Here is an 18,245-nt window from a genome sequence, read left to right as displayed (position 1 = left end):
CACTTATGTCAAAGCGCATCCAAGCCATTGACCTAGACGTCTACTACGGCAACTTCCTTGCGGTAGAGAAGGTCAACATCGACATTGCACCTCGTAGCGTCACCGCATTCATCGGTCCTTCCGGTTGCGGTAAGACCACGTTCCTCCGCACTATCAACCGTATGCACGAAGTGCTTCCGGGTGCTCGTGCTGAGGGTCAGATTCTGCTGGATAACGAAGACATTTACGGACCTGGCGTAGACCCTGTTGTGGTTCGCACCATGGTGGGTATGGTGTTCCAGCGCCCTAACCCGTTCCCAACGATGTCGATTCGCGAAAACGTTCTGGCAGGTTACAAACTCAACGGAACTCGCCTGAGCACGAAGCGTGCGAATGAGATTGTTGAGCGTTCGCTCACGGGTGCGAACCTGTGGAACGAAGTGAAGGACCGTTTGGACCGTCCAGGTTCAGGTTTGTCTGGTGGTCAGCAGCAGCGTCTGTGCATTGCTCGCACGATTGCTGTTGAGCCAGATGTGATCCTCATGGACGAGCCGTGTTCAGCTCTTGACCCGATTTCGACCTTGGCTGTTGAGGACCTGATCAACGACCTTAAGGAGCAGTACACGGTTGTGATTGTTACGCACAACATGCAGCAGGCTGCGCGTGTAGCTGACAAGACCGCGTTCTTCAACATTGCTGGAACCGGTAAGCCGGGTCACCTGATCGAGTACGATGACACCTCGGTCATCTTCTCGAACCCGACTCACGAAGAAACTCAGAACTACATTTCTGGTCGTTTCGGATAAGCCAGATACACGAACAAGGGCCACACCTGCCATGGGTGTGGCCCTTAGTGTTTCTGTTTCTAAGTGTTGTCTGGCCGGTGCGCTCCTTCCACGCGTGTGTCCACGATTCCGACGGCTTCCATGAGCGCGAACATGGTTGTGGGTCCTACGAACTTGAAGCCTTTTTTCTGCAGGGCTTTGGCTAGTGCGTGGGATTCCGGCGATGTGGTTGGGATTTCGCTTACTGACTTCGGAGGTGTCCACGAGCCTGGTTGGAATGACCACACAAGTGTGGCGAGTCCCCCACTGTCGCGCAGTTGCAGTGTTGCTTGTGCGTTGTTGATGGAGGCGTTGATTTTTGCTCGGTTGCGCACGATGCGGGTGTCTGCCAGGAGGCGGTGCCGGTCGGTGTCGTCGAAGTTGGCGACGACTTCGGGGTTGAAGTTTGCGAATGCTTCTCGGAATGCGGGCCTCTTTTTGAGGATCGTTGCCCACGAGAGTCCCGATTGGAATGCTTCCAGTGATAGCCGTTCGAAGAGGCCGGTTTCGTCGGTGACGGGTACGCCCCATTCGTGGTCGTAGTAGTTACGGAGGAGCGGATCGTGGGACGCCCACTCTGGACGGGCTAGACCGTCTTCGCCGAGGACTAGCCCGCGGGCGGTGGCCTCTGCGTGGCTTAGTGGCGTGGTTCGTTCGGTCACTGTTCGAGCGGTCACTGCTCGAGTTCCAAGAGTGCGCGTTTCATGTCCAGACCACCGGCGTAGCCGCCGAGTGACCCGTCGGATCGGAGTACCCGGTGGCACGGAATGACGATGGGTATCGGGTTGGTGGCGCATGCCGAGCCTACTGCGCGCACGGCACGGGGTCGGCCTATTGCTTGGGCAACTTGGGCGTAGGTTTGTGTGTGCCCGTATGGGATTGTCAGCAGGTGTTCCAGAACGGTCCGCCTGAATTCGGTTGTGGCGCTGAGGTCTGTGTTGACGTTGAATGTGGTGCGCTTGCCGCTAAAGTATTCGTCGAGTTGCTGGGTGATGGCGCCGAGGTGTTCCCCTGTGTCTTGCTTTCCGACGATTGCGTGGCGGGGCGGTTCGATGTTTTGCCCTGGCAGCCCGACGTTGACGAGCGCACCGTTGCGCGTGACAAGTAGTAGCTCGCCCAGAGGTGTTGGGTGGGTGCAGTAGTTAAGTGTCATTGCGCTCCTGCCGTAGGTATGGCCTGGGTGAATGGTTTCAACGGTATATCAGTGCGACTGTTTGTAGGGGTTGTTTGTAAGGGTCGTCAGTACGGATTTGGTTTGCTCGGTCTTGGGAAAGGCGAACCTGGTCAGAGCAGTTCTGGTTAGGGTGGCTCTGTTTCGCGCTACCCGTAGTCAGAGGGGGCGATGGATCGAACAGTTTTGGTTAGAACTCCCTATCAGACCGTCCGCTTTCAGGTTAACTAACTGCCACCGCTCACATCAGAATGGTCGTAGCAGATCAGAACGGTGGTGGTTCTTCGCTTGGTTCCCAGGGGCGGGTGTCCCCGTTGAACACCTCCCCTGCGATTGCGTACTCGTCAGCGACCGCGCGAGGGTACTCGCAGAGATACTCGTGGGTCCTCCCAGGATTATCAGCAGTCCCTGGTTCAAGGCGGTTCGCGGCCGTGGACTCAGGGCTGCCTGCCTCCGTGGGTTCTGCACCATGACCAGTCCCGGATTGAGAGCGGTGCGTGGTTTCGTGTTCTGTTGCTAGGTACTCATTAATGGTGCCGCTGATGTCTTGATCACCAGTGTCGAAGTACTCGAGTAACCGTTCGTACTGGAGTTGGTTAATCCGTGATTCTGGCGGGTAGACCAGCATGGCACCAATCCTGGGCAACATCCACGCAAGAGAACCATCATCCATCTTGTCGACGCGGAGCCGTTTCTGGGTTTTCTCTTGATGATGCCGCTTACACAACGGGTGCAGATTCTCCATCACCGTCAACCCACCATTTTCAGGATCCTGATGGTTAAACGGTTCGATATGGTCTTTTTCGCACACCCTGGCAGGTGTGGCACACCACGGGACACTGCAATCAGGATGCCTGGCTTCAACCATGCGTTTCAACGCTGCTGGGATGTAATACTTCGTCGGTGTGGATTCCAGGACTACCCCGGTTTCGGGGTCGGTGAACATCCGATACACCCACTTCGCCTGAGCAATCAGCTCATCAGCAGTCTTAGCGTCTAACGGCACCCGGCCATTCATCATCACCGGAACCCGCGCACCTGGATCCACCGTGATCGGCAACCCAAAATCAAGCCCACTACCCTGTGGCGCATCAGTCCCAGGCGGCGCATCAGTCCGCGGTGGAGATGACCCAGTTCTCCCTTGGTCCTCGTATATTCGTTCGTCGGTTTGGTTTCTTCTGAAGTCTTGATCTGATCCGGGTCTGTGTTTGTTTGGCCCGGGGTCTTTTCCAGGGCGTTGTCTCTCAGGTCTTTGTTCCTCGGGTCTTCTCTCCGTGCCTGGTGGTGGTAGGTGCGTGAGGAAGTGCAGGACTGGGACTGTGACGGTGATGCTGGCTTGGGCTTTTAACCATTCGTCTTTTTCAGGCATGGATACGCACAACTCAAGCTCGTACACGTCTTCAGCTTGCCTGGCTTCACACTTCTCAGCCCACACAGAACCACCAACACCACTGGCATCTTCCGTGCTCGGGCTATCTGGTTTGGTGTAGGTGACTTTGATGGGTGCTTGTTTACCCGTCGGGGTCACTCGGATACGTAGTGTGGTTGAGGGTTTTGCCCCGGTGATCAGATCCAGGGTGAGTTGGTCCATGAGCCGGTCATCATCAACCTCAACCCGACCCAGGTCCCCTACACGCACTTCAGTCGTGTCCCCATTCTTCTCAGTGATGAACAGGGATTGTTGTTCATCCGTCAACGTGGCAGTAAACGGTTCTATGTGGTTCGCGAGGATTGCCCTGGCAGTTCCACGCACACGTTGGTAAAACGCTTCCATCTCCAACACAGGACCAGTCAGCGACAGTGTGGCTGTCCCGTCATCGTTGACCCAATACGACACTCCCCGGTTACGTTTCGCGTTCTCGACCTGGGTTTCTGGGGTGGTGAGCATGGCGAGGATTTCGTTGACGTGGCGTCTGTAGGTTTTCCAGGGCACGTTCACGGGTTTGTTGGTGAGCATGTCATCAAACACCGGGATACACACCCCAGCACGAACAACCCTGCCAGCCGTATACAAGACCCGGTCGAAGCTGATCACACCCTGCTTAGCCAACGACCACAACTTGGGCATAAGCACGACCGCTGTCATGATCTTGCGTAACCGGGTTATAAGTTGTGACCGTGTGCAATCTAAAAGCTTCGCCAACACTCCCTCAGTCGGCGTCGGCAACTCATCAACCACGCGTTCAACACTGGCCACTGTGGCCACCTCCCCCGTAGGCAACACCACACACGCCACCACATCATCCACACCCACAGACCCCGAAACACGAGCCGTGGAAAAAGAAGCCGTATGAGAAGAAGCCGCATCAAAGGAAGAGCCAGCAACTGCTCCCACGTTTGAGCATGCCCCCACAGCCTCGTTCGTTGCACCGCCTGTGACGAGTGGGCCAGCGCCTGAGTTGGAAGTAAACACTGCGTGTAGACCATGAGTGAAGTCATCCAACGGCACAATGTGGGCGCTGACGACTGCTGCGACGGCTTCGGCTTGTTTCACCTGTGCTTCATCCATGATGCGCGTGGTGTCTTTGACTGTTTCAAACAGTTCCACAGCCGGCCCGTCATATAAGTCGTTGCGCGTGTGGGTCGTGGTCATGTGGGGTCACCTCCTCGTGTACTCCTATTCTATTTGCGTTCGATTACGTTAGTCAAGGCTTTGGCCTGATCTTTTTCTATTTATTTTCGAACGAGCGTTCAGTCGCACACGCAAAGAATGGGCTTCCAGTGAGAGGGTAGGACCGGGCTGTTTCGCACGCACGATCAGGACGGACGAGTGAGGGTAAAGGTGTCTAGTTATAAAGACTGCGGTCCGCTCCTACGCAGAGGTGACGGTGCTTAAGTGGTGCAGCACGGAGTTCTACTTCACGCGCCAACGTAGGCCTTGGCGGCGTCACTTAATTGGCGTCACTTAATTGGCGCGAGATTGCGCTTGGCGGCTAGGCAAGCTGGGCGCCCGGACAAGAAACAGCCCCAACCAGACGAAACCACCCAAAGCGAGCAAAACTGAGCAATATAACGCGCCGTCCCGCTCGCTTGGCGCCGTTTGAGCCTGCCCGCCTACCGTTTCAGCGTCAGCTCAATTGCTTGAGCCAGATTGCTCACTTCTTTCACCCGAATACCCTGAGGCAAAGTCACATCTGCCAGCGACCCGCTGGCAACCACGGCAGTGTCGATCCCCATCCGCGCAGCCTCTGCTAGCCGTTGCCCCACATTTGGCACGCGCCTAATCTCACCAGACAAGCTCAACTCGCCAATCGCCACCAACCGCGAATACTGAGGCTTGTCCGCCGCAGCCGACGCCAACGCCAACGCCACCGCCAGGTCAGCTGCCGGTTCTTGAATCTTTGCCCCGCCCACAGTCGACACAAAAACATCAGACCGTGCCAGGTTCATGCTCTTCGAGGCCACCGCAATGAGCATGGCCACACGGTTAGAATCCATTCCACTCACGGTTCGCCGAGGATTCCCACCGGCCGCCTCCATGGTGAGCGCCTGCACCTCAATGACCAACGGGCGCTTCCCGTCCAGCGTCACCGTCAAACACGTGCCCGGAGCGTTAATTTGCGACCGCGACAAGAACAACCCAGACGGGTCGGATTCACTAGTGATCCCTTCTTCCGTCATCGCGAAGCACCCCACCTCATCTGTGGGACCAAAACGGTTCTTAATCGCCCGCAACATGCGCAAACGTGTGTGCTTATCGCCTTCGAACGAACACACCACATCGACCAAGTGCTCCAGCAACCTGGGCCCCGCGACCGTCCCGTCCTTGGTAATGTGCCCCACCAGCACGGTGGGCAGATTGCGCGCTTTTGCTGCCCGGATCACCGCGGACGCAACTTCCCGCACCTGTGTGACCCCACCTGGCACACCTTCCACCCGGTCAGACGCCAAGGTCTGCACCGAATCCACAATGAGCAGCTCCGGGTCCTCCACCTCGATGAGCCCCAGCACCGCCGCCAAGTCAGTTTCGTTTGCCAAGAACAGATTGTCCGACAGCGCCCCCGTCCGTTCAGCTCGCAGGCGCACCTGCCCCTGCGATTCCTCACCCGTGACATACAAAACACGCCTGCCAGCCTTCGCGGCTTTCGCAGACACATCGAGCAACAACGTAGACTTACCCACCCCCGGTTCGCCGGCCAGCAGGATCACGGCACCTGGCACCAGCCCGCCTCCCAGCACGCGGTCAAGTTCGCTGACTCCGGTGGACGTCGCCGAGGCGGTGGTTGCGTCCACCTGTGTGACCGGGGTGGCGCGTTTGCCAGAAAAAGTAGCTTGAGTTTTGACGGACACGCCTGGGCCGGCGCTTTCTTCAAGGGTTCCCCACGACTGGCACTTGGGGCACTTGCCCATCCACTTAGGGGTTGAAGATCCACATTCGCTACACGTGTACGCCATAGATCTATGTTCCCATGACACCTACACTGGGACCATGTACTTCATTGTTGTGAAATATGACGTCAAACCAGAATCCGTCGACCAGTGGCCTGAAATCGTTCGCGAATTCACCGAAGCCACCCGTGCTGAAGAAGGAAACTTGTTCTTCGAATGGTCCAAGAGCCTCGAAAAAGACAACCAGTACGTGCTGGTTGAAGGGTTCACCGACGAAGGTGCTGAACCTCACGTCACCAGTGACCACTTTGCCAAGGGTCTCGAAGCTATGCGCCCGCACCTACTTTCGACCCCGCAGATCGTTTCCCGCCAGGTCGAAGGCAACGGGTTCGAAGATATGGGCGAACTGAAGATCTAACGACACCCTGACCGGGCTGTCACCAGATCTAACTCAAAATAAAGTTCCAATTCCCGGTGGCCACCGATGCGGTGATGCAGGTTGCGGCCAGCGCGCCTGCACACCCCATCGCCACCCAGTCACCAGCGCCCAGGCTCACCCGACGAGTCCACGTGCGGCCCTTGGTGCCAAACGCGCGCCCCTCCATCGCCATCGCTAAGCGCACAGCTCGCCGGATCGCCTCGGTCAGCAACGCGAACGCGATAGGAAAAAAGTCGAGAAGGCCCCCAAAGAAACCTTCGTGGGCAACACCTCGTGCGCGGCGGGCAAACCGGATCGTCTCCAACTGTTCTGACAAGAGCCCCGCCAAACGCGCGGCCCCCAAAGCCCCCAAAACGAACCGTTCGGGCATCTTCAAAAGCTGGACCAGAGAATCAGCCAGCTCAGTCGAATCGATCGAAAACGCCAAAACCACGCACGGCAGAGACATCGCGAGCGAGCGCAAAAACAGTGCAAACCCCACCTCAACCGACCTGGCCGTCACCTCATACGGACCAAAGGTGAACAAGACCGGGCCAGCCCCTTCCGCCAACAGAACAGTCGCCCACCCCGTAGCAAACGCGGCCAGCGGAATAAACCACAAGTGGGTAAACAACCGCTTCACAGGAAACCCAGTCAGCGGGAAAAACACAATCACAAAAACCATCATGAGTGACGCGCTGACCACGTCAATCGACAGGACAACCCCCACCGTAATCAGCAACATAATGGCGATCTTGGTGAGTGGGTTAGTGCGGGTGAGCGGAGTAGAACGAACCTCAAATCCCATACTCGTCAGCCCCCACTGCGTGAATAAAATCTTGGTCGTGCGTCACTGTGAGCAGTGCCGCCCCGCTATCAACCGCCTCGTTGAGTAACCGTGCCAGCTCTCGCCAGCTGTGCGCATCTTGACCAAACGTGGGCTCGTCCACAATGAGAACTGGCGCGGCCAGCATGCACGCGACACTCAACCGCCGCTTTTCGCCACCGCTGAGCGTGGACGGGTGCGCCAACGCCACATGGTCAAGCCGCAACCGCTCCAAAACCGAGTCCGGATCCACCCCGCCCAAAACCAGCTCGTCACGCACCGTGCGAGTGACGAACTGGTGCTCAGGAGTCTGAAACACCTTCCCAATCCTGCGCGCCAACGCCCGGGCCTTCCACTTATGCGGGCTGGCGCTACGCACAGGAAACTCCGGCGCCCAGGCTTGTAGTTCCGGGCTGGCTGTGACCTGCCCCGCCCGAGGTCGTAAAAGCCCCGCTGCCGTCAGCGCCGCCGTGGACTTTCCGGCCCCGTTGGCTCCCGTGATTGCCAACGCTTGACCTTGTGCCAGGGAAAACGCCACGTGGTTGACGTCTGCCTGGCGACCCACTGTGGCGTCGACCTGGAGCAGCTGCGGGCCAGTGGCCCCACGCAGCTCCCGACGCTTGGGCCGTACGTGGCTCAACCACAAGCCGGCGTCTTCCAACTCCTGCCGGTGCGTCTCCATGATGTGGTGTGGCGGGCCGTCCGCAATGACCCCGGTGGGGGAGAGGACCACCATGCGGTCCACATGTTGGGCCCACAGATCCAAACGGTGCTCAACAACCAGCAACGTCGCACCGGTCTCATCCGCAGACCGGATCACAGCATCCCGCAACCCAGGAGCCGACTGTGGGTCAATGTTTGCCGTGGGTTCGTCCAGCAAAATAATCGACGGACGCATCGCTAAAACCCCAGCAAGAGCAACCCGCTGCTTCTGCCCACCCGACAGCTTGGCTGTGGGCCACTCTGGCGGAAATGGTAACCCCACCGTCTCCATAGCCCACTGGACACGCTCAGCGATCTCCTCAACTGGCACCCGCAGATTCTCAGCCCCAAACGCAATGTCAGGGCCAATTCGTGACAACACCGCCTGCGAATCCGGGTCCTGCAAAACCAAGCCGGTACGACCTCGGGTAGGGTCCGGGGCCGTGCCGTCGATGAGCAACTGCCCAAATTGAGTCCCCGACTCACTGGGCAAAACCCCGGCCACAGCGTGCAAGAACGTGGACTTGCCAGCCCCAGACGCGCCCGCAATCAGGACGCGCTCGCCAGCCGCAATGTCCAGCGAAATTCCGGTGAGGGCAGGTCGCTTACGGCCGGCATGCTTCCACCCAAAATCGGTCGCGCGGAGGTGGCTCACACCTCGTGCCCGGTGTTACCAGAAGCAAACGCGTTGAGCGCCCCAGCTGAAGCGAGCATGCGTGTGAGCAACCATGGGATCACCCCAGCTAAAACGGCTGATGACAGCACGGCAAGACCGGTGTAAGCAACCCGGAAGCCCAACGACCATTCCGCAAGGTAAATGATCGATTCGTGAACACCCATGAACAGTCCCGCAAGCATGGCTGCCAGAATGCTCACGGGGAGCGTGAACTTGCGGTACCTGAACGCGGCAAACACGAGCTCCGCACCCAGTCCCTGCAGGAACCCAGAGAACACCGCAACCACACCAAAGTGGGAGCCCAAAACAGCCTCGAAAATCGCGGCCAGCAGCTCACAGAACAGCGCGGCACCCGGCTTGCGGATGATCATTGCGGCCAGCGGGCCCGCGAGCACCCACACGCCACCAAACAGCGCCACGGCAGGCGGGAAAGTCGTGGCAAACAGCAACTCAAAGCCACTCCACAGAGCTGCCCACAAGGCAAACAAAAGGCCAACCGCAACCGCGATTACGGCGCACACAACAATGTCAACAACTCGCCACGTGTTTGTGTGAGTCTTTACTGCTTCTGTCGTCGATGACATGTATCCTCCCAAGGATTCAGGAGGGGTAAAGAGAAACTCGACTCCCTTCGGCGGTCCTAACCGCATCAGGTTCGAGGGTCTGCATCAGCACTCTCAGCGCCCCTTCTGGCGCTCCCCTGTCGCGGATCACACATTACACATAAAAGAGGAGGGAAGAAACCCTGAGAAGAAACCGGCTACAGAACCGCCCGAGGTGTGCCTCGGCTTTCTACGGCAGGATCCCCAGGTGCGCAAGGGCTGCCTTCACGATGTGGTGCTGGCCGTGGCACATATCGGCGATGATGTCGTCGCGCAGAAGCTCTTGGGGTGCGAACCAGTCAAAGCTCAACGCGTCTTGACGGGGCGTGCATTCACCGCGCACCTGCAGGATGTAGCACAGGGCCACTGCGTGCTGGCGGGGGTCGTAGTACTTGCTCACGCCTTGCGTGGGGAAGTATTCGGCCACGTGGAACGGGGTGAGCGAGGTGGGAAAAACCGGAAGTGCGAGGGGACCTAAGTCCTGTTCGCAGTGACGGGCGAGCGCGTTCCGCAAGGTTTCGTGGAAGCGGACTCGGCCACCAACGATTTCTCGCCCTAAGGTCTGGTCTGGAAGGGTGCGCAGGAGGAGCCCAATCCGTTCAACCTCGCCACTGTCGCTCACTTGAACGGGCACTCCGTGCACATATGTAAGCGGCAATTTGCGCCGGAGGTTGTTGAGCTCTTCGGGTTCGAGCCAGTTTTCGTCGTAGTCCAAAGCGGTGCGCGTCATAAAGCGATTTTCGCACAGATTTCGCTCACAGCGTAATGGCCTCACGTGGCCTTAACCGAAGAAGTCCATGCGAGGGTAACCCGCAGGCTAAACGCAGTTAACCCAGAAAAGTCACCATGTTTGCCGTCGTACATACGCCTGCCCAGAGGAGTTGTCGAATGAAGATCACGTCGCTTGCCACCACGCTCGGACTCGTTGCACTACTGTCTGCCGGTGGTCTGAGCCCCGCCCTGGGTACGGACGCCGAGGTGACGAAAAAGGCTGACATCTACAATCTCGGCCTGCAGGTAGGCGACCGCAATACCGACCGCGCATTCACGTGGTACACCAAGAAGGTCGGTAAGCAGAGCGTCAAGATCGCGCCGGCAAAAGACCTCGTGCGTGGCAAGCTTCCGGAAGACGCGCGCCGGGTCAATGAAGAAAAATCGGGTGTGTCGATTGACCGTGCCCGCCTCTTCCACCAAGCGCACGTGACCGGACTGAAAGAAAACACCACGTACGCATATCAAGTGGGTTCCGATAAAAACGGCTGGTCGGACGTGTACACGTTCTCAACCCCCAAGTCTTTCTCCACGAACAGCGGTGAGTTCCTAGCCGTGGGCGACCCTCAGATCGGATCAGGCAACGGTGAACCCAACGATGCAGAAGGCTGGAACCGGACCGTCACCTCGGCCGCAAAGGCACACCCGAACGCGCGCTTCCTCTTGAGCCTAGGCGACCAGATCGACACTGGCGCGGGCAAGCAATACGACGCTTTCTTCGCCGCAGAGGTCATGCGCACACTCCCGCACATGACGATCAAGGGCAACCACGAAATGCTGAACCCCGTCAGCCACAATCAGCATTTCCGTCAGCCCAACCAAAAGGGCACAGGCAACTACTGGTACAAGGACGCAGGTGTGCTGTTTATTGTCCTGGACAGCAACAACCCCAACTGGAAGAAACACGGCCAGTTCATCAAGGACGTCAAAGCTGACCAAGGACGCGACGCAAACTGGACAGTGCTCGCCTTCCACCACGCGCCGTATTCGTCTGGACCTCACCGTGACGACGCTGACGTGAAGCGGTTGCGCAAAGAGCTTCCGAAGTACATCGCCGAGGCCGATGTCGACTTGGTGATGAACGGACACGATCACGTGTACACCCGGAGCTACTTGACAAACGGGGACGGCCAAAAGGTCGCTGGTGCCCGCGGTGGTAGCAAGCAGGTGAAGAAGAAGGGCGAAACGATCTACGTGACCGCGACGTCGTCCAGCGGTTCTAAGTTCTACAACAACAAGGAAAGTGCTGACTGGGCTGCTGTGGCCAAAGGCAACAAAGTGCCTGGCTATGTGGGCGTGAAGGCTCAGCGTTGCTCATTGCGCGTGACTGCGTATGAAGTGGCAACGACGGGGAAGCGCGGAACGCTCGACAGCTTCACGCTCACTGACCCATCCAACCGGGGCTGCAAGTAGTACCCCACCTTCAACCTGCATTTGGGAAACGCCGATCACGTCGTTTATCTTGATATCGAGATACTTGTGAAGTGTCTCACTGGCTTCGGGGTCGCAATCCGGGGCCGAGTGCTCAGGCGCTTCTCATAGGTAATAGAGTGGTAGACACCACATACGAATGCGGACAAACCCCGCGCGAAGGAGACCTCGCATGATCAATCACGAAGTTCGTACGTACAAATCCTCAGAAAACCTGCCACGTGAAGAGCAGCTGGCATACAAAATCGCTCAGGTTGCTGCTGACCCGGTAGAAGTTGACGCCGATGTCACTGACATGGTGATCAACCGCGTTATCGACAACGCTGCTGTTGCCGCCGCATCCGTGTTCCGTTCGGCCCCTAAGCACGCACGTGAACAGTCCCTGGCTCACAAGCTGGAACCAGGCGCCACCGTGTTCGGTGTTTCCAACGACACCCACATTTCACCTGAATGGGCAGCATGGGCAAACGGTGTTGCCGTTCGCGAACTCGACTTCCACGACACGTTCCTGGCTAAGGACTACTCCCACCCAGGTGACAACATTCCTGCCATCTTGGCTGTTGCTCAGCACAAGGGAATCGGCGGTAAGGACCTGGTCAACGGTATTGCCACCGGTTACGAAATCCAGGTTGACCTGGTGAAGGGCATCTGCCTGCACGAGCACAAGATTGACCACGTCGCTCACTTGGGCCCATCTGCAGCAGCTGGAATCGGTGCACTGCTCCACCTCCCAACTGATGTCATCTACCAGGCAGTTGGTCAGGCTCTGCACGTCACCACCGCAACCCGCCAGTCGCGTAAGGGTGAAATTTCCTCCTGGAAGGCTCACGCTCCTGCGTTCGCCGGCAAGATGGCTGTTGAAGCTGTTGACCGCGCTATGCGTGGCGAAGGCGCTCCAAGCCCAATCTACGAAGGTGAAGACGGCTTCATCGCATGGATCCTTTCTGGTCCTGAAGCCCGCTACACCGTTCCGCTGCCAGGCGCAGGCGAAGCAAAGCGCGCAATCCTGGATACCTACACCAAGGAACACTCCGCGGAATACCAGGCTCAGGCACTCATCGACTTGGCTCGCAAGATGGGCCGTGAAATCGACGACCTGTCCCAGATCGAAAAGATCACCATCCACACCTCACACCACACGCACAACGTGATTGGTACCGGTGCGAACGACCCGCAGAAGATGGACCCCAAGGCATCGCGTGAAACCCTTGACCACTCGATCATGTACATCTTCGCTGTGGCCATGGAAGACCAGGGCTGGCACCACGAAAAGTCCTACGCACCTGAACGTGCTGGACGCCCAGAAACCGTGGAACTGTGGCACAAGATCGAAACCCGCGAAGACCCAGAGTGGACTCGCCGCTACCACTCCACCGACCCAGACGAACTGGCATTCGGTGGCCGCGTAGAAATCCTGTTCAAGGACGGCTCTACCAAGGTAGACGAAATCGCTGTGGCTGACGCTCACCCGCACGGTGCACGTCCGTTCGTCCGCGAAAACTACGTTCAGAAGTTCCGCACGCTTGCAGAAGGCATCGTTTCGGAAGCAGAGCAGAACCGCTTCATCGAACTCGCCGAAAACCTGCCAAACCTCAGTGCCGACGAAGTTCGCCAGCTCAACTTCGTGGTTGACGGTGCAGAAGAAATTACATCGAAGGGTATTTTCTAATGCTAGGTGCACAGACTCCCGCTCACGTTCGTCGTGAGAAGTTCCGGGAGCTGCTGGCCGGTGACAAACTGGTCCAGTTCCCCGGCGCAATCAACCCCATCAACGCGCAGCTCATTGAGCAGGCTGGCTTTGAAGGCGTCTACATTTCCGGTGGCGCGTTCTCGGCAGCCCAGGGTCTGCCTGACATTGGGTTGACTACGCTGACCGAGGTCGTTGACCACGGGCGTAACATCTCGCGGGTGACCAACCTGCCCACCTTCATCGACGCTGACACCGGATGGGGCGAAGCGATGAACGTCGCTCGCACCGTTCAGGAATTTGAAGATGCAGGCGTTGCAGGAATGCACTTGGAAGACCAGGTCAACCCCAAGCGTTGTGGCCACTTAGACGGTAAGGAAGTTGTTTCCACCGCCGAGATGGTCAAGCGTATCTCCGCTGCGGTCAAGGGTCGCCGTGACTCCAACTTCGTCCTTTGCGCGCGCACCGATTCGCGCGCAAAGGAAGGTTTGGACGCGGCAATTGACCGTGCGAAGGCCTACGTCGACGCTGGCGCTGACCTCATCTTCCCTGAAGCGATGAAGGACCTCGGCGAGTTTGAAGCCATGGCAAACGCTTTGGACGTTCCGATCCTTGCGAACATGACTGAATTCGGGAAGAGCGAACTGTTCACCACCGAACAGCTCGCAAACGCTGGCGTGAAGCTGGTGATCTACCCGGTGACCACGTTGCGTATCGCTATGGGCGCCATTAAACGTGGCCTCGAAGTGATCCGTCGTGAAGGCACACAGGAGTCGTTGGTCGACGGCATGCAGACACGTGCCGACCTCTACGACACGATTGACTACGCTGCTTACAACGAATTTGACGCCGCCGTATTCAACTTTTCACAGGAGAACCACTCATGACAGAAGACATTAAGAAGGGGCTCGCCGGCGTTGTCGTCGACAGCACCGCTGTTTCGAAAGTTGTTCAGGAAACCAACTCGCTGACCTACCGTGGCTACCCGGTTCAGGAACTCGCAGCGAACTGCTCGTTTGAAGAAGTTGCCTACCTGATCTGGAACGGTGAACTTCCTAACGCTGAGCAGCTCGAAGAGTTCGTTGCCCGTGAACGCGGCCAGCGCGCAATCGACCAGAAGCTCGTTGACATCATCTTGGGCCTGCCCAAGGACACCCACCCAATGCACGTTGTTCAGACGGCCGTGTCATACCTGGGTGCCGTTGACGAACAGGCTGAAGACAACTCGCCAGAAGCTAACCAGGCAAAGGCAGAGCGCCTGTACGCTCAGCTGCCAACCATCGTGGCAATCGACCACCGTCGTCGTCACGGCCTGGACCCAGTTGCACCTACCAGCGACCTGAGCTACGCGGCTAACTTCTTCAAGATGGTGTTTGACGAAGTTCCAGCTGACGAAGTTGTGCGCTGCTTTGACATCTCGATGATCCTGTACGCAGAGCACTCCTTCAACGCATCCACCTTTACTGCTCGCGTGATCGCTTCCACCACCTCGGACCTGCACTCTGCAGTTGCCGGCGCCGTGGGCGCCCTCAAGGGACCCCTGCACGGTGGTGCCAACGAAGCAGTTATGGCGATGCTCGAAGAAGTCGGAACCGCAGACAAGGCGTCCGCCTGGATCGACAACGCTCTTGCTAACAAAGAAAAGATCATGGGCTTCGGACACCGCGTCTACAAGAACGGTGACTCGCGCGTTCCAACCATGCGCGCAGCCTTCGAAGACATGGTCAAGGTCAAGGGCGCAAACGACCTTCTGGACCTGTACAACACGTTCGAAGAGGACTTCGTGGGACGCAAGGGTATCTACCCGAACCTCGACTACCCATCGGGTCCTGCTTACCACCTCATGGGCTTCGACACTCCACAGTTCACGCCCATCTTCGTGATGAGCCGTATCACCGGTTGGACCGCACACATCATGGAACAGCACGCAAACAACGCGCTGATCCGTCCGCTGAGTGCATACCACGGTGAAGCTCAGCGCGAAGTTCCAACACAGCGCTAAAACCCTAAACGCAGCGAGGCGGAGATCTACAGAGGTCTCCGCCTCGTCGCGTAAGCGCCACTTCCACTTTCCTGGCCGTAACCGGCCCTTGTCCGAGGAGACACCATGACGCACGATCTTCCGCTCGTCCCAGGTTTTGAGTACAGCGTGGAAAACGGAATCGCTGTTCTGACAATTTCGCGTGTTGAAAAGCGCAACGCACTGTCACGGGAAATGTGGAAGGCGCTGCCCGGAATCGCGAAAGCAGTTGACACCGACCCGGACGTCAAGGTGCTCATCATTACAGGTGCTGGCGGGCACTTTTCGGCAGGCTCGGACATCAAAGACCTCAACGTGCCGCTGGAAGAGTTCTGGCAGACCAACTCCCAAGCCGAAGACGCCATCGCCAACATGGACATCCCCACGATCGCCGCGATCGAAGGCAACTGCGTGGGTGGCGGAACAGAAATCGCGGCCGCGTGCGATGTGCGTATTGCAAAGCCAGGCTCAATCTATGGTGTGACGGCCGCCCGTTTGGGGCTCGTGTACCCGCCCGGGCCCACCAAGCGGCTGGCAGAGATCCTGGGTACGTCGTGGGCCCGCTATATTCTTCTGTCAGCTGAGATCGTCGATTTCGATCAGATGAACCAGCTTGGGTTCTTCCACCAGGTTTCGGAAGATCCGTTGGCTACTGCCAAGGAGCGCGCCGAGGTGATCGCCAGTAGGTCTGCCCTGTCACAAACGGGTGCCAAGCGGATTCTGCGCGGTGACACCTTCGAACCTCAGGGCTGGGTGAGGGACGCCTACGCGGAGGAAATCGTGCGCGGCCAAGAAGCGTTCTTTGAACGTCGCTCGCCTGACTTCGCGATCAACCGCACCGACTGGCCCACGGACTAAGGGGCTACAGGGCCGGTTCAAGACGACCGCACTACTAGGGGTAAACTTTCGCATATGCGTTTAGCCGTCCTCGACATCGGATCCAACAGCATCCACCTCCTCGTTGTAGACGCAGGAGTTGGTGCACCGCCACTTCCAGCTACTTCCCACAAAGAAGTACTGCGCCTTGCAGAACACTTAAAAGAAGACGGATCGATCACCACATACGCGCGTGAACGTCTCATGCAGTTCTGCAAAGAAGCAATCGAAATCGCGGAAGTCCAAGGTGCCGAACAGATCCTGGCATTTGCCACCTCGGCCCTGCGGGATGCCCCCAACGGTGAAGCCACCATCGAAAAGATCTACAAAGAAACCGGGCTCACCCTCAACGTCATGAGCGGTGAAGACGAAGCCCGCGTGACATTCCTGGCAGCCCGTCGCTGGTTCGGGTGGTCGGCCGGAAAGCTGCTCTTGCTCGACATTGGTGGCGGATCCTTAGAGATGGCAGCCGGCCAGGACGAATACCCAGACGCGGCCGTGTCCGTCCCGCTGGGAGCCGGGCGCATGTACTCCGAGTTTCTCAACGGGGGAGACGTCACAACTCCCGACCAAATTGCCGCGCTACGCCGGCACGCCCGCCAACTCATCGGCCGCTACGCAGGCCTCATCAACCGCGTCGGTCAACCCGACAACGTCGTGGGATCATCCAAAACGTTCCGGTCTCTCGCTCGCCTAGGAGGAGCAGCTCCCAGCGGTAGCGGTATCTACGTTCCCCGTCAGCTCCGTCGCAAAGACCTTCCCGGGATCATTGACCAACTGGCCAGTCGCAACGCCGCTCAACGAGCTGAACTCCCAGGCGTTTCAGAGTCGCGTTCAGGGCAAGTGCTCGCAGGTGCTGTTTTGGCAGAAACCGCGTTCACGATCTTCAACATCGACACGATGCTCATTTCCCCATGGGCTCTGCGTGAAGGCATCATCATGCGGAAACTCGACCTGCTCGACTCGTCAGAAACTCTTTCGCGCCCCGCTGTAGCACTCCCACGATAAGCACGATCAACCATGCCCCACCGCAAGGCGTTTACACGCAAGAACTCAGCTAAGAAGAGTTCTGTTCGCCACCGCGAACACTTTGCGAAAAACCCCGTGTACGAACATGGGGTCCAACACGTATCAACTGAACGGATCAGGATAGCCTTATCCACGTCCTCGGTGTACCCCATGGACGTCCCCACGTGCTTCAACATGGCGCATGAACTGGGATACGACGGGGTAGAAATCATGATCACCCACAACCGCACCACCCAGAATGCGCAGTTGATCCAAAACGAAATTCGCCGCTCCGGCCTACCGGTTGTGTCATTTCACGCACCCACACTGCTGTTCTTACCCGGAGTGCTGGATAAGGACCACTGGCGAAAGCTACGCAAGACCTGCGACCTCGCACTCGAATGCGGGGCAGAGTCCGTTGTTCTTCACCCGCCGTTTAGGTGGCAAGGTGACTACGCGACCGGATTCGTGGACGGCGTGCGTGAACTGGTGAAAGAAACTGGCCTGAAAATCGCAGTCGAAAACATGTACCCGTGGCGGGCAGGCCTGCGTGAAGTCCTGGTGTACTACCCGGACTGGAACCCATTAGACGAAGATTATGACCACATGACCTTCGACTTTTCCCACGCGTCAACCGCGGGTATGAACGCGTTAGAAACCGTTGCGGAAATCCAGGACAAACTCGCAATCGTCCACCTCACCGACGGGTCTGGCTCGCTGCGTGACGAACACCTAGTGCCCGGGCGTGGCAAAATGCCCGTGGCAGAAACCCTGCAATACTTAGCCAAACACAACTGGTCCGGAGACGTTGTTGTCGAAGTGAACACACGGCTCGTCGCCAAAAAATCCACGCGCACCGCTATGCTCAAGGAGTCCCTCGACTTCGCCCGAAAACACTTAGGGCTCAACGAAGCAACGTAAGGAG

The 18,245-nt window shown here is 57.9% G+C and carries 17 protein-coding genes and 1 riboswitch; of the genes, 9 read left to right on the top strand and 8 right to left on the bottom strand.

Going from position 1 to position 18,245, the window contains the following annotated elements; translation table 11 throughout:
- The first annotated feature begins 5 nt into the window (after positions 1-5).
- The gene (pstB, locus tag QP868_RS00355) at positions 6-785 is read left to right on the top strand and encodes a phosphate ABC transporter ATP-binding protein PstB (protein ID WP_005881734.1); all 780 of its coding nucleotides are present in this window, start codon (positions 6-8) and stop codon (positions 783-785) included.
- A gap of 59 nt (positions 786-844) precedes the next feature.
- Here the strand turns inward: pstB and QP868_RS00350 are convergent, their stop codons facing one another.
- From QP868_RS00350 to radA, 4 genes are all read right to left on the bottom strand, one after another.
- Positions 845-1,465 (bottom strand): DNA-3-methyladenine glycosylase I, encoded by a 621-nt coding sequence (locus tag QP868_RS00350; RefSeq protein ID WP_284924716.1) that lies wholly within the window; start codon positions 1,463-1,465, stop codon positions 845-847.
- A gap of 11 nt (positions 1,466-1,476) precedes the next feature.
- Entirely contained in the window at positions 1,477-1,956 is a 480-nt protein-coding gene (locus tag QP868_RS00345) for a methylated-DNA--[protein]-cysteine S-methyltransferase (RefSeq protein WP_284924521.1), read from the bottom strand.
- A gap of 283 nt (positions 1,957-2,239) precedes the next feature.
- Positions 2,240-4,567, bottom strand: a complete 2,328-nt coding sequence (locus QP868_RS00340) for an HNH endonuclease signature motif containing protein (RefSeq protein WP_284924520.1) — start codon at positions 4,565-4,567, stop codon at positions 2,240-2,242.
- 461 nt (positions 4,568-5,028) lie between these two features.
- Complete coding sequence (radA, locus tag QP868_RS00335) at positions 5,029-6,369, bottom strand: DNA repair protein RadA (RefSeq protein WP_284924519.1); 1,341 nt, start codon at positions 6,367-6,369, stop codon at positions 5,029-5,031.
- 34 nt (positions 6,370-6,403) lie between these two features.
- On the opposite strand from radA, the gene QP868_RS00330 reads away from it, so the two are divergent.
- Positions 6,404-6,721 carry a putative quinol monooxygenase gene (locus QP868_RS00330; RefSeq protein ID WP_284924518.1) on the top strand — a complete coding sequence of 106 codons (318 nt, stop codon included), beginning with the start codon at positions 6,404-6,406 and terminating at the stop codon, positions 6,719-6,721.
- 28 nt (positions 6,722-6,749) lie between these two features.
- On the opposite strand, the gene QP868_RS00325 is transcribed toward QP868_RS00330, so the two are convergent.
- From QP868_RS00325 to QP868_RS00310, 4 genes are all read right to left on the bottom strand, one after another.
- A complete protein-coding gene (locus QP868_RS00325; protein ID WP_284924517.1) occupies positions 6,750-7,529 on the bottom strand; it encodes an energy-coupling factor transporter transmembrane component T family protein in 780 nt (259 codons plus the stop codon).
- Positions 7,519-8,904, bottom strand: coding sequence for an ABC transporter ATP-binding protein (locus QP868_RS00320; RefSeq protein WP_284924516.1), 1,386 nt, complete (start codon positions 8,902-8,904; stop codon positions 7,519-7,521). The genes QP868_RS00325 and QP868_RS00320 overlap by 11 nt, the downstream gene beginning before the upstream one ends.
- Positions 8,901-9,509, bottom strand: coding sequence for an ECF transporter S component (locus QP868_RS00315; RefSeq protein ID WP_284924515.1), 609 nt, complete (start codon positions 9,507-9,509; stop codon positions 8,901-8,903). The genes QP868_RS00320 and QP868_RS00315 overlap by 4 nt, the downstream gene beginning before the upstream one ends.
- Positions 9,510-9,534: 25 nt before the next feature.
- Positions 9,535-9,637: riboswitch (TPP riboswitch) on the bottom strand.
- A gap of 80 nt (positions 9,638-9,717) precedes the next feature.
- Complete coding sequence (locus QP868_RS00310) at positions 9,718-10,257, bottom strand: DUF4916 domain-containing protein (RefSeq protein WP_284924514.1); 540 nt, start codon at positions 10,255-10,257, stop codon at positions 9,718-9,720.
- Positions 10,258-10,415: 158 nt separating this feature from the next.
- On the opposite strand from QP868_RS00310, the gene QP868_RS00305 reads away from it, so the two are divergent.
- The 7 genes from QP868_RS00305 (at position 10,416) to QP868_RS00275 (ending at position 18,241) form a co-directional block, all read left to right on the top strand.
- A complete protein-coding gene (locus QP868_RS00305; RefSeq protein ID WP_284924513.1) occupies positions 10,416-11,711 on the top strand; it encodes a purple acid phosphatase family protein in 1,296 nt (431 codons plus the stop codon).
- A gap of 190 nt (positions 11,712-11,901) precedes the next feature.
- On the top strand, positions 11,902-13,398 hold the full coding sequence (locus QP868_RS00300) for an MmgE/PrpD family protein (protein WP_284924512.1): 1,497 nt from the start codon (positions 11,902-11,904) through the stop codon (positions 13,396-13,398).
- Positions 13,398-14,303: a methylisocitrate lyase gene (gene prpB, locus QP868_RS00295; protein WP_284924511.1), complete on the top strand. Its 906-nt coding sequence runs from the start codon at positions 13,398-13,400 to the stop codon at positions 14,301-14,303. Before QP868_RS00300 ends, prpB begins: the two co-directional genes overlap by 1 nt.
- Positions 14,300-15,418, top strand: a complete 1,119-nt coding sequence (locus QP868_RS00290; protein WP_005884050.1) for a bifunctional 2-methylcitrate synthase/citrate synthase — start codon at positions 14,300-14,302, stop codon at positions 15,416-15,418. Before prpB ends, QP868_RS00290 begins: the two co-directional genes overlap by 4 nt.
- 105 nt (positions 15,419-15,523) lie before the next feature.
- Positions 15,524-16,294 (top strand): enoyl-CoA hydratase/isomerase family protein, encoded by a 771-nt coding sequence (locus QP868_RS00285; RefSeq protein WP_284924510.1) that lies wholly within the window; start codon positions 15,524-15,526, stop codon positions 16,292-16,294.
- 54 nt (positions 16,295-16,348) lie between these two features.
- A complete protein-coding gene (locus QP868_RS00280; protein ID WP_005884054.1) occupies positions 16,349-17,320 on the top strand; it encodes a Ppx/GppA phosphatase family protein in 972 nt (323 codons plus the stop codon).
- A 12-nt stretch (positions 17,321-17,332) separates the two neighbouring features.
- Positions 17,333-18,241 (top strand): sugar phosphate isomerase/epimerase family protein, encoded by a 909-nt coding sequence (locus QP868_RS00275; protein ID WP_284924509.1) that lies wholly within the window; start codon positions 17,333-17,335, stop codon positions 18,239-18,241.
- The last annotated feature ends 4 nt before the right edge of the window (positions 18,242-18,245 follow it).

This window comes from Brevibacterium sp. UMB1308A (genome assembly GCF_030230605.1).
Lineage (GTDB): Bacteria > Actinomycetota > Actinomycetes > Actinomycetales > Brevibacteriaceae > Brevibacterium.
This window is presented reverse-complemented; position numbering and strand designations above follow the sequence as displayed.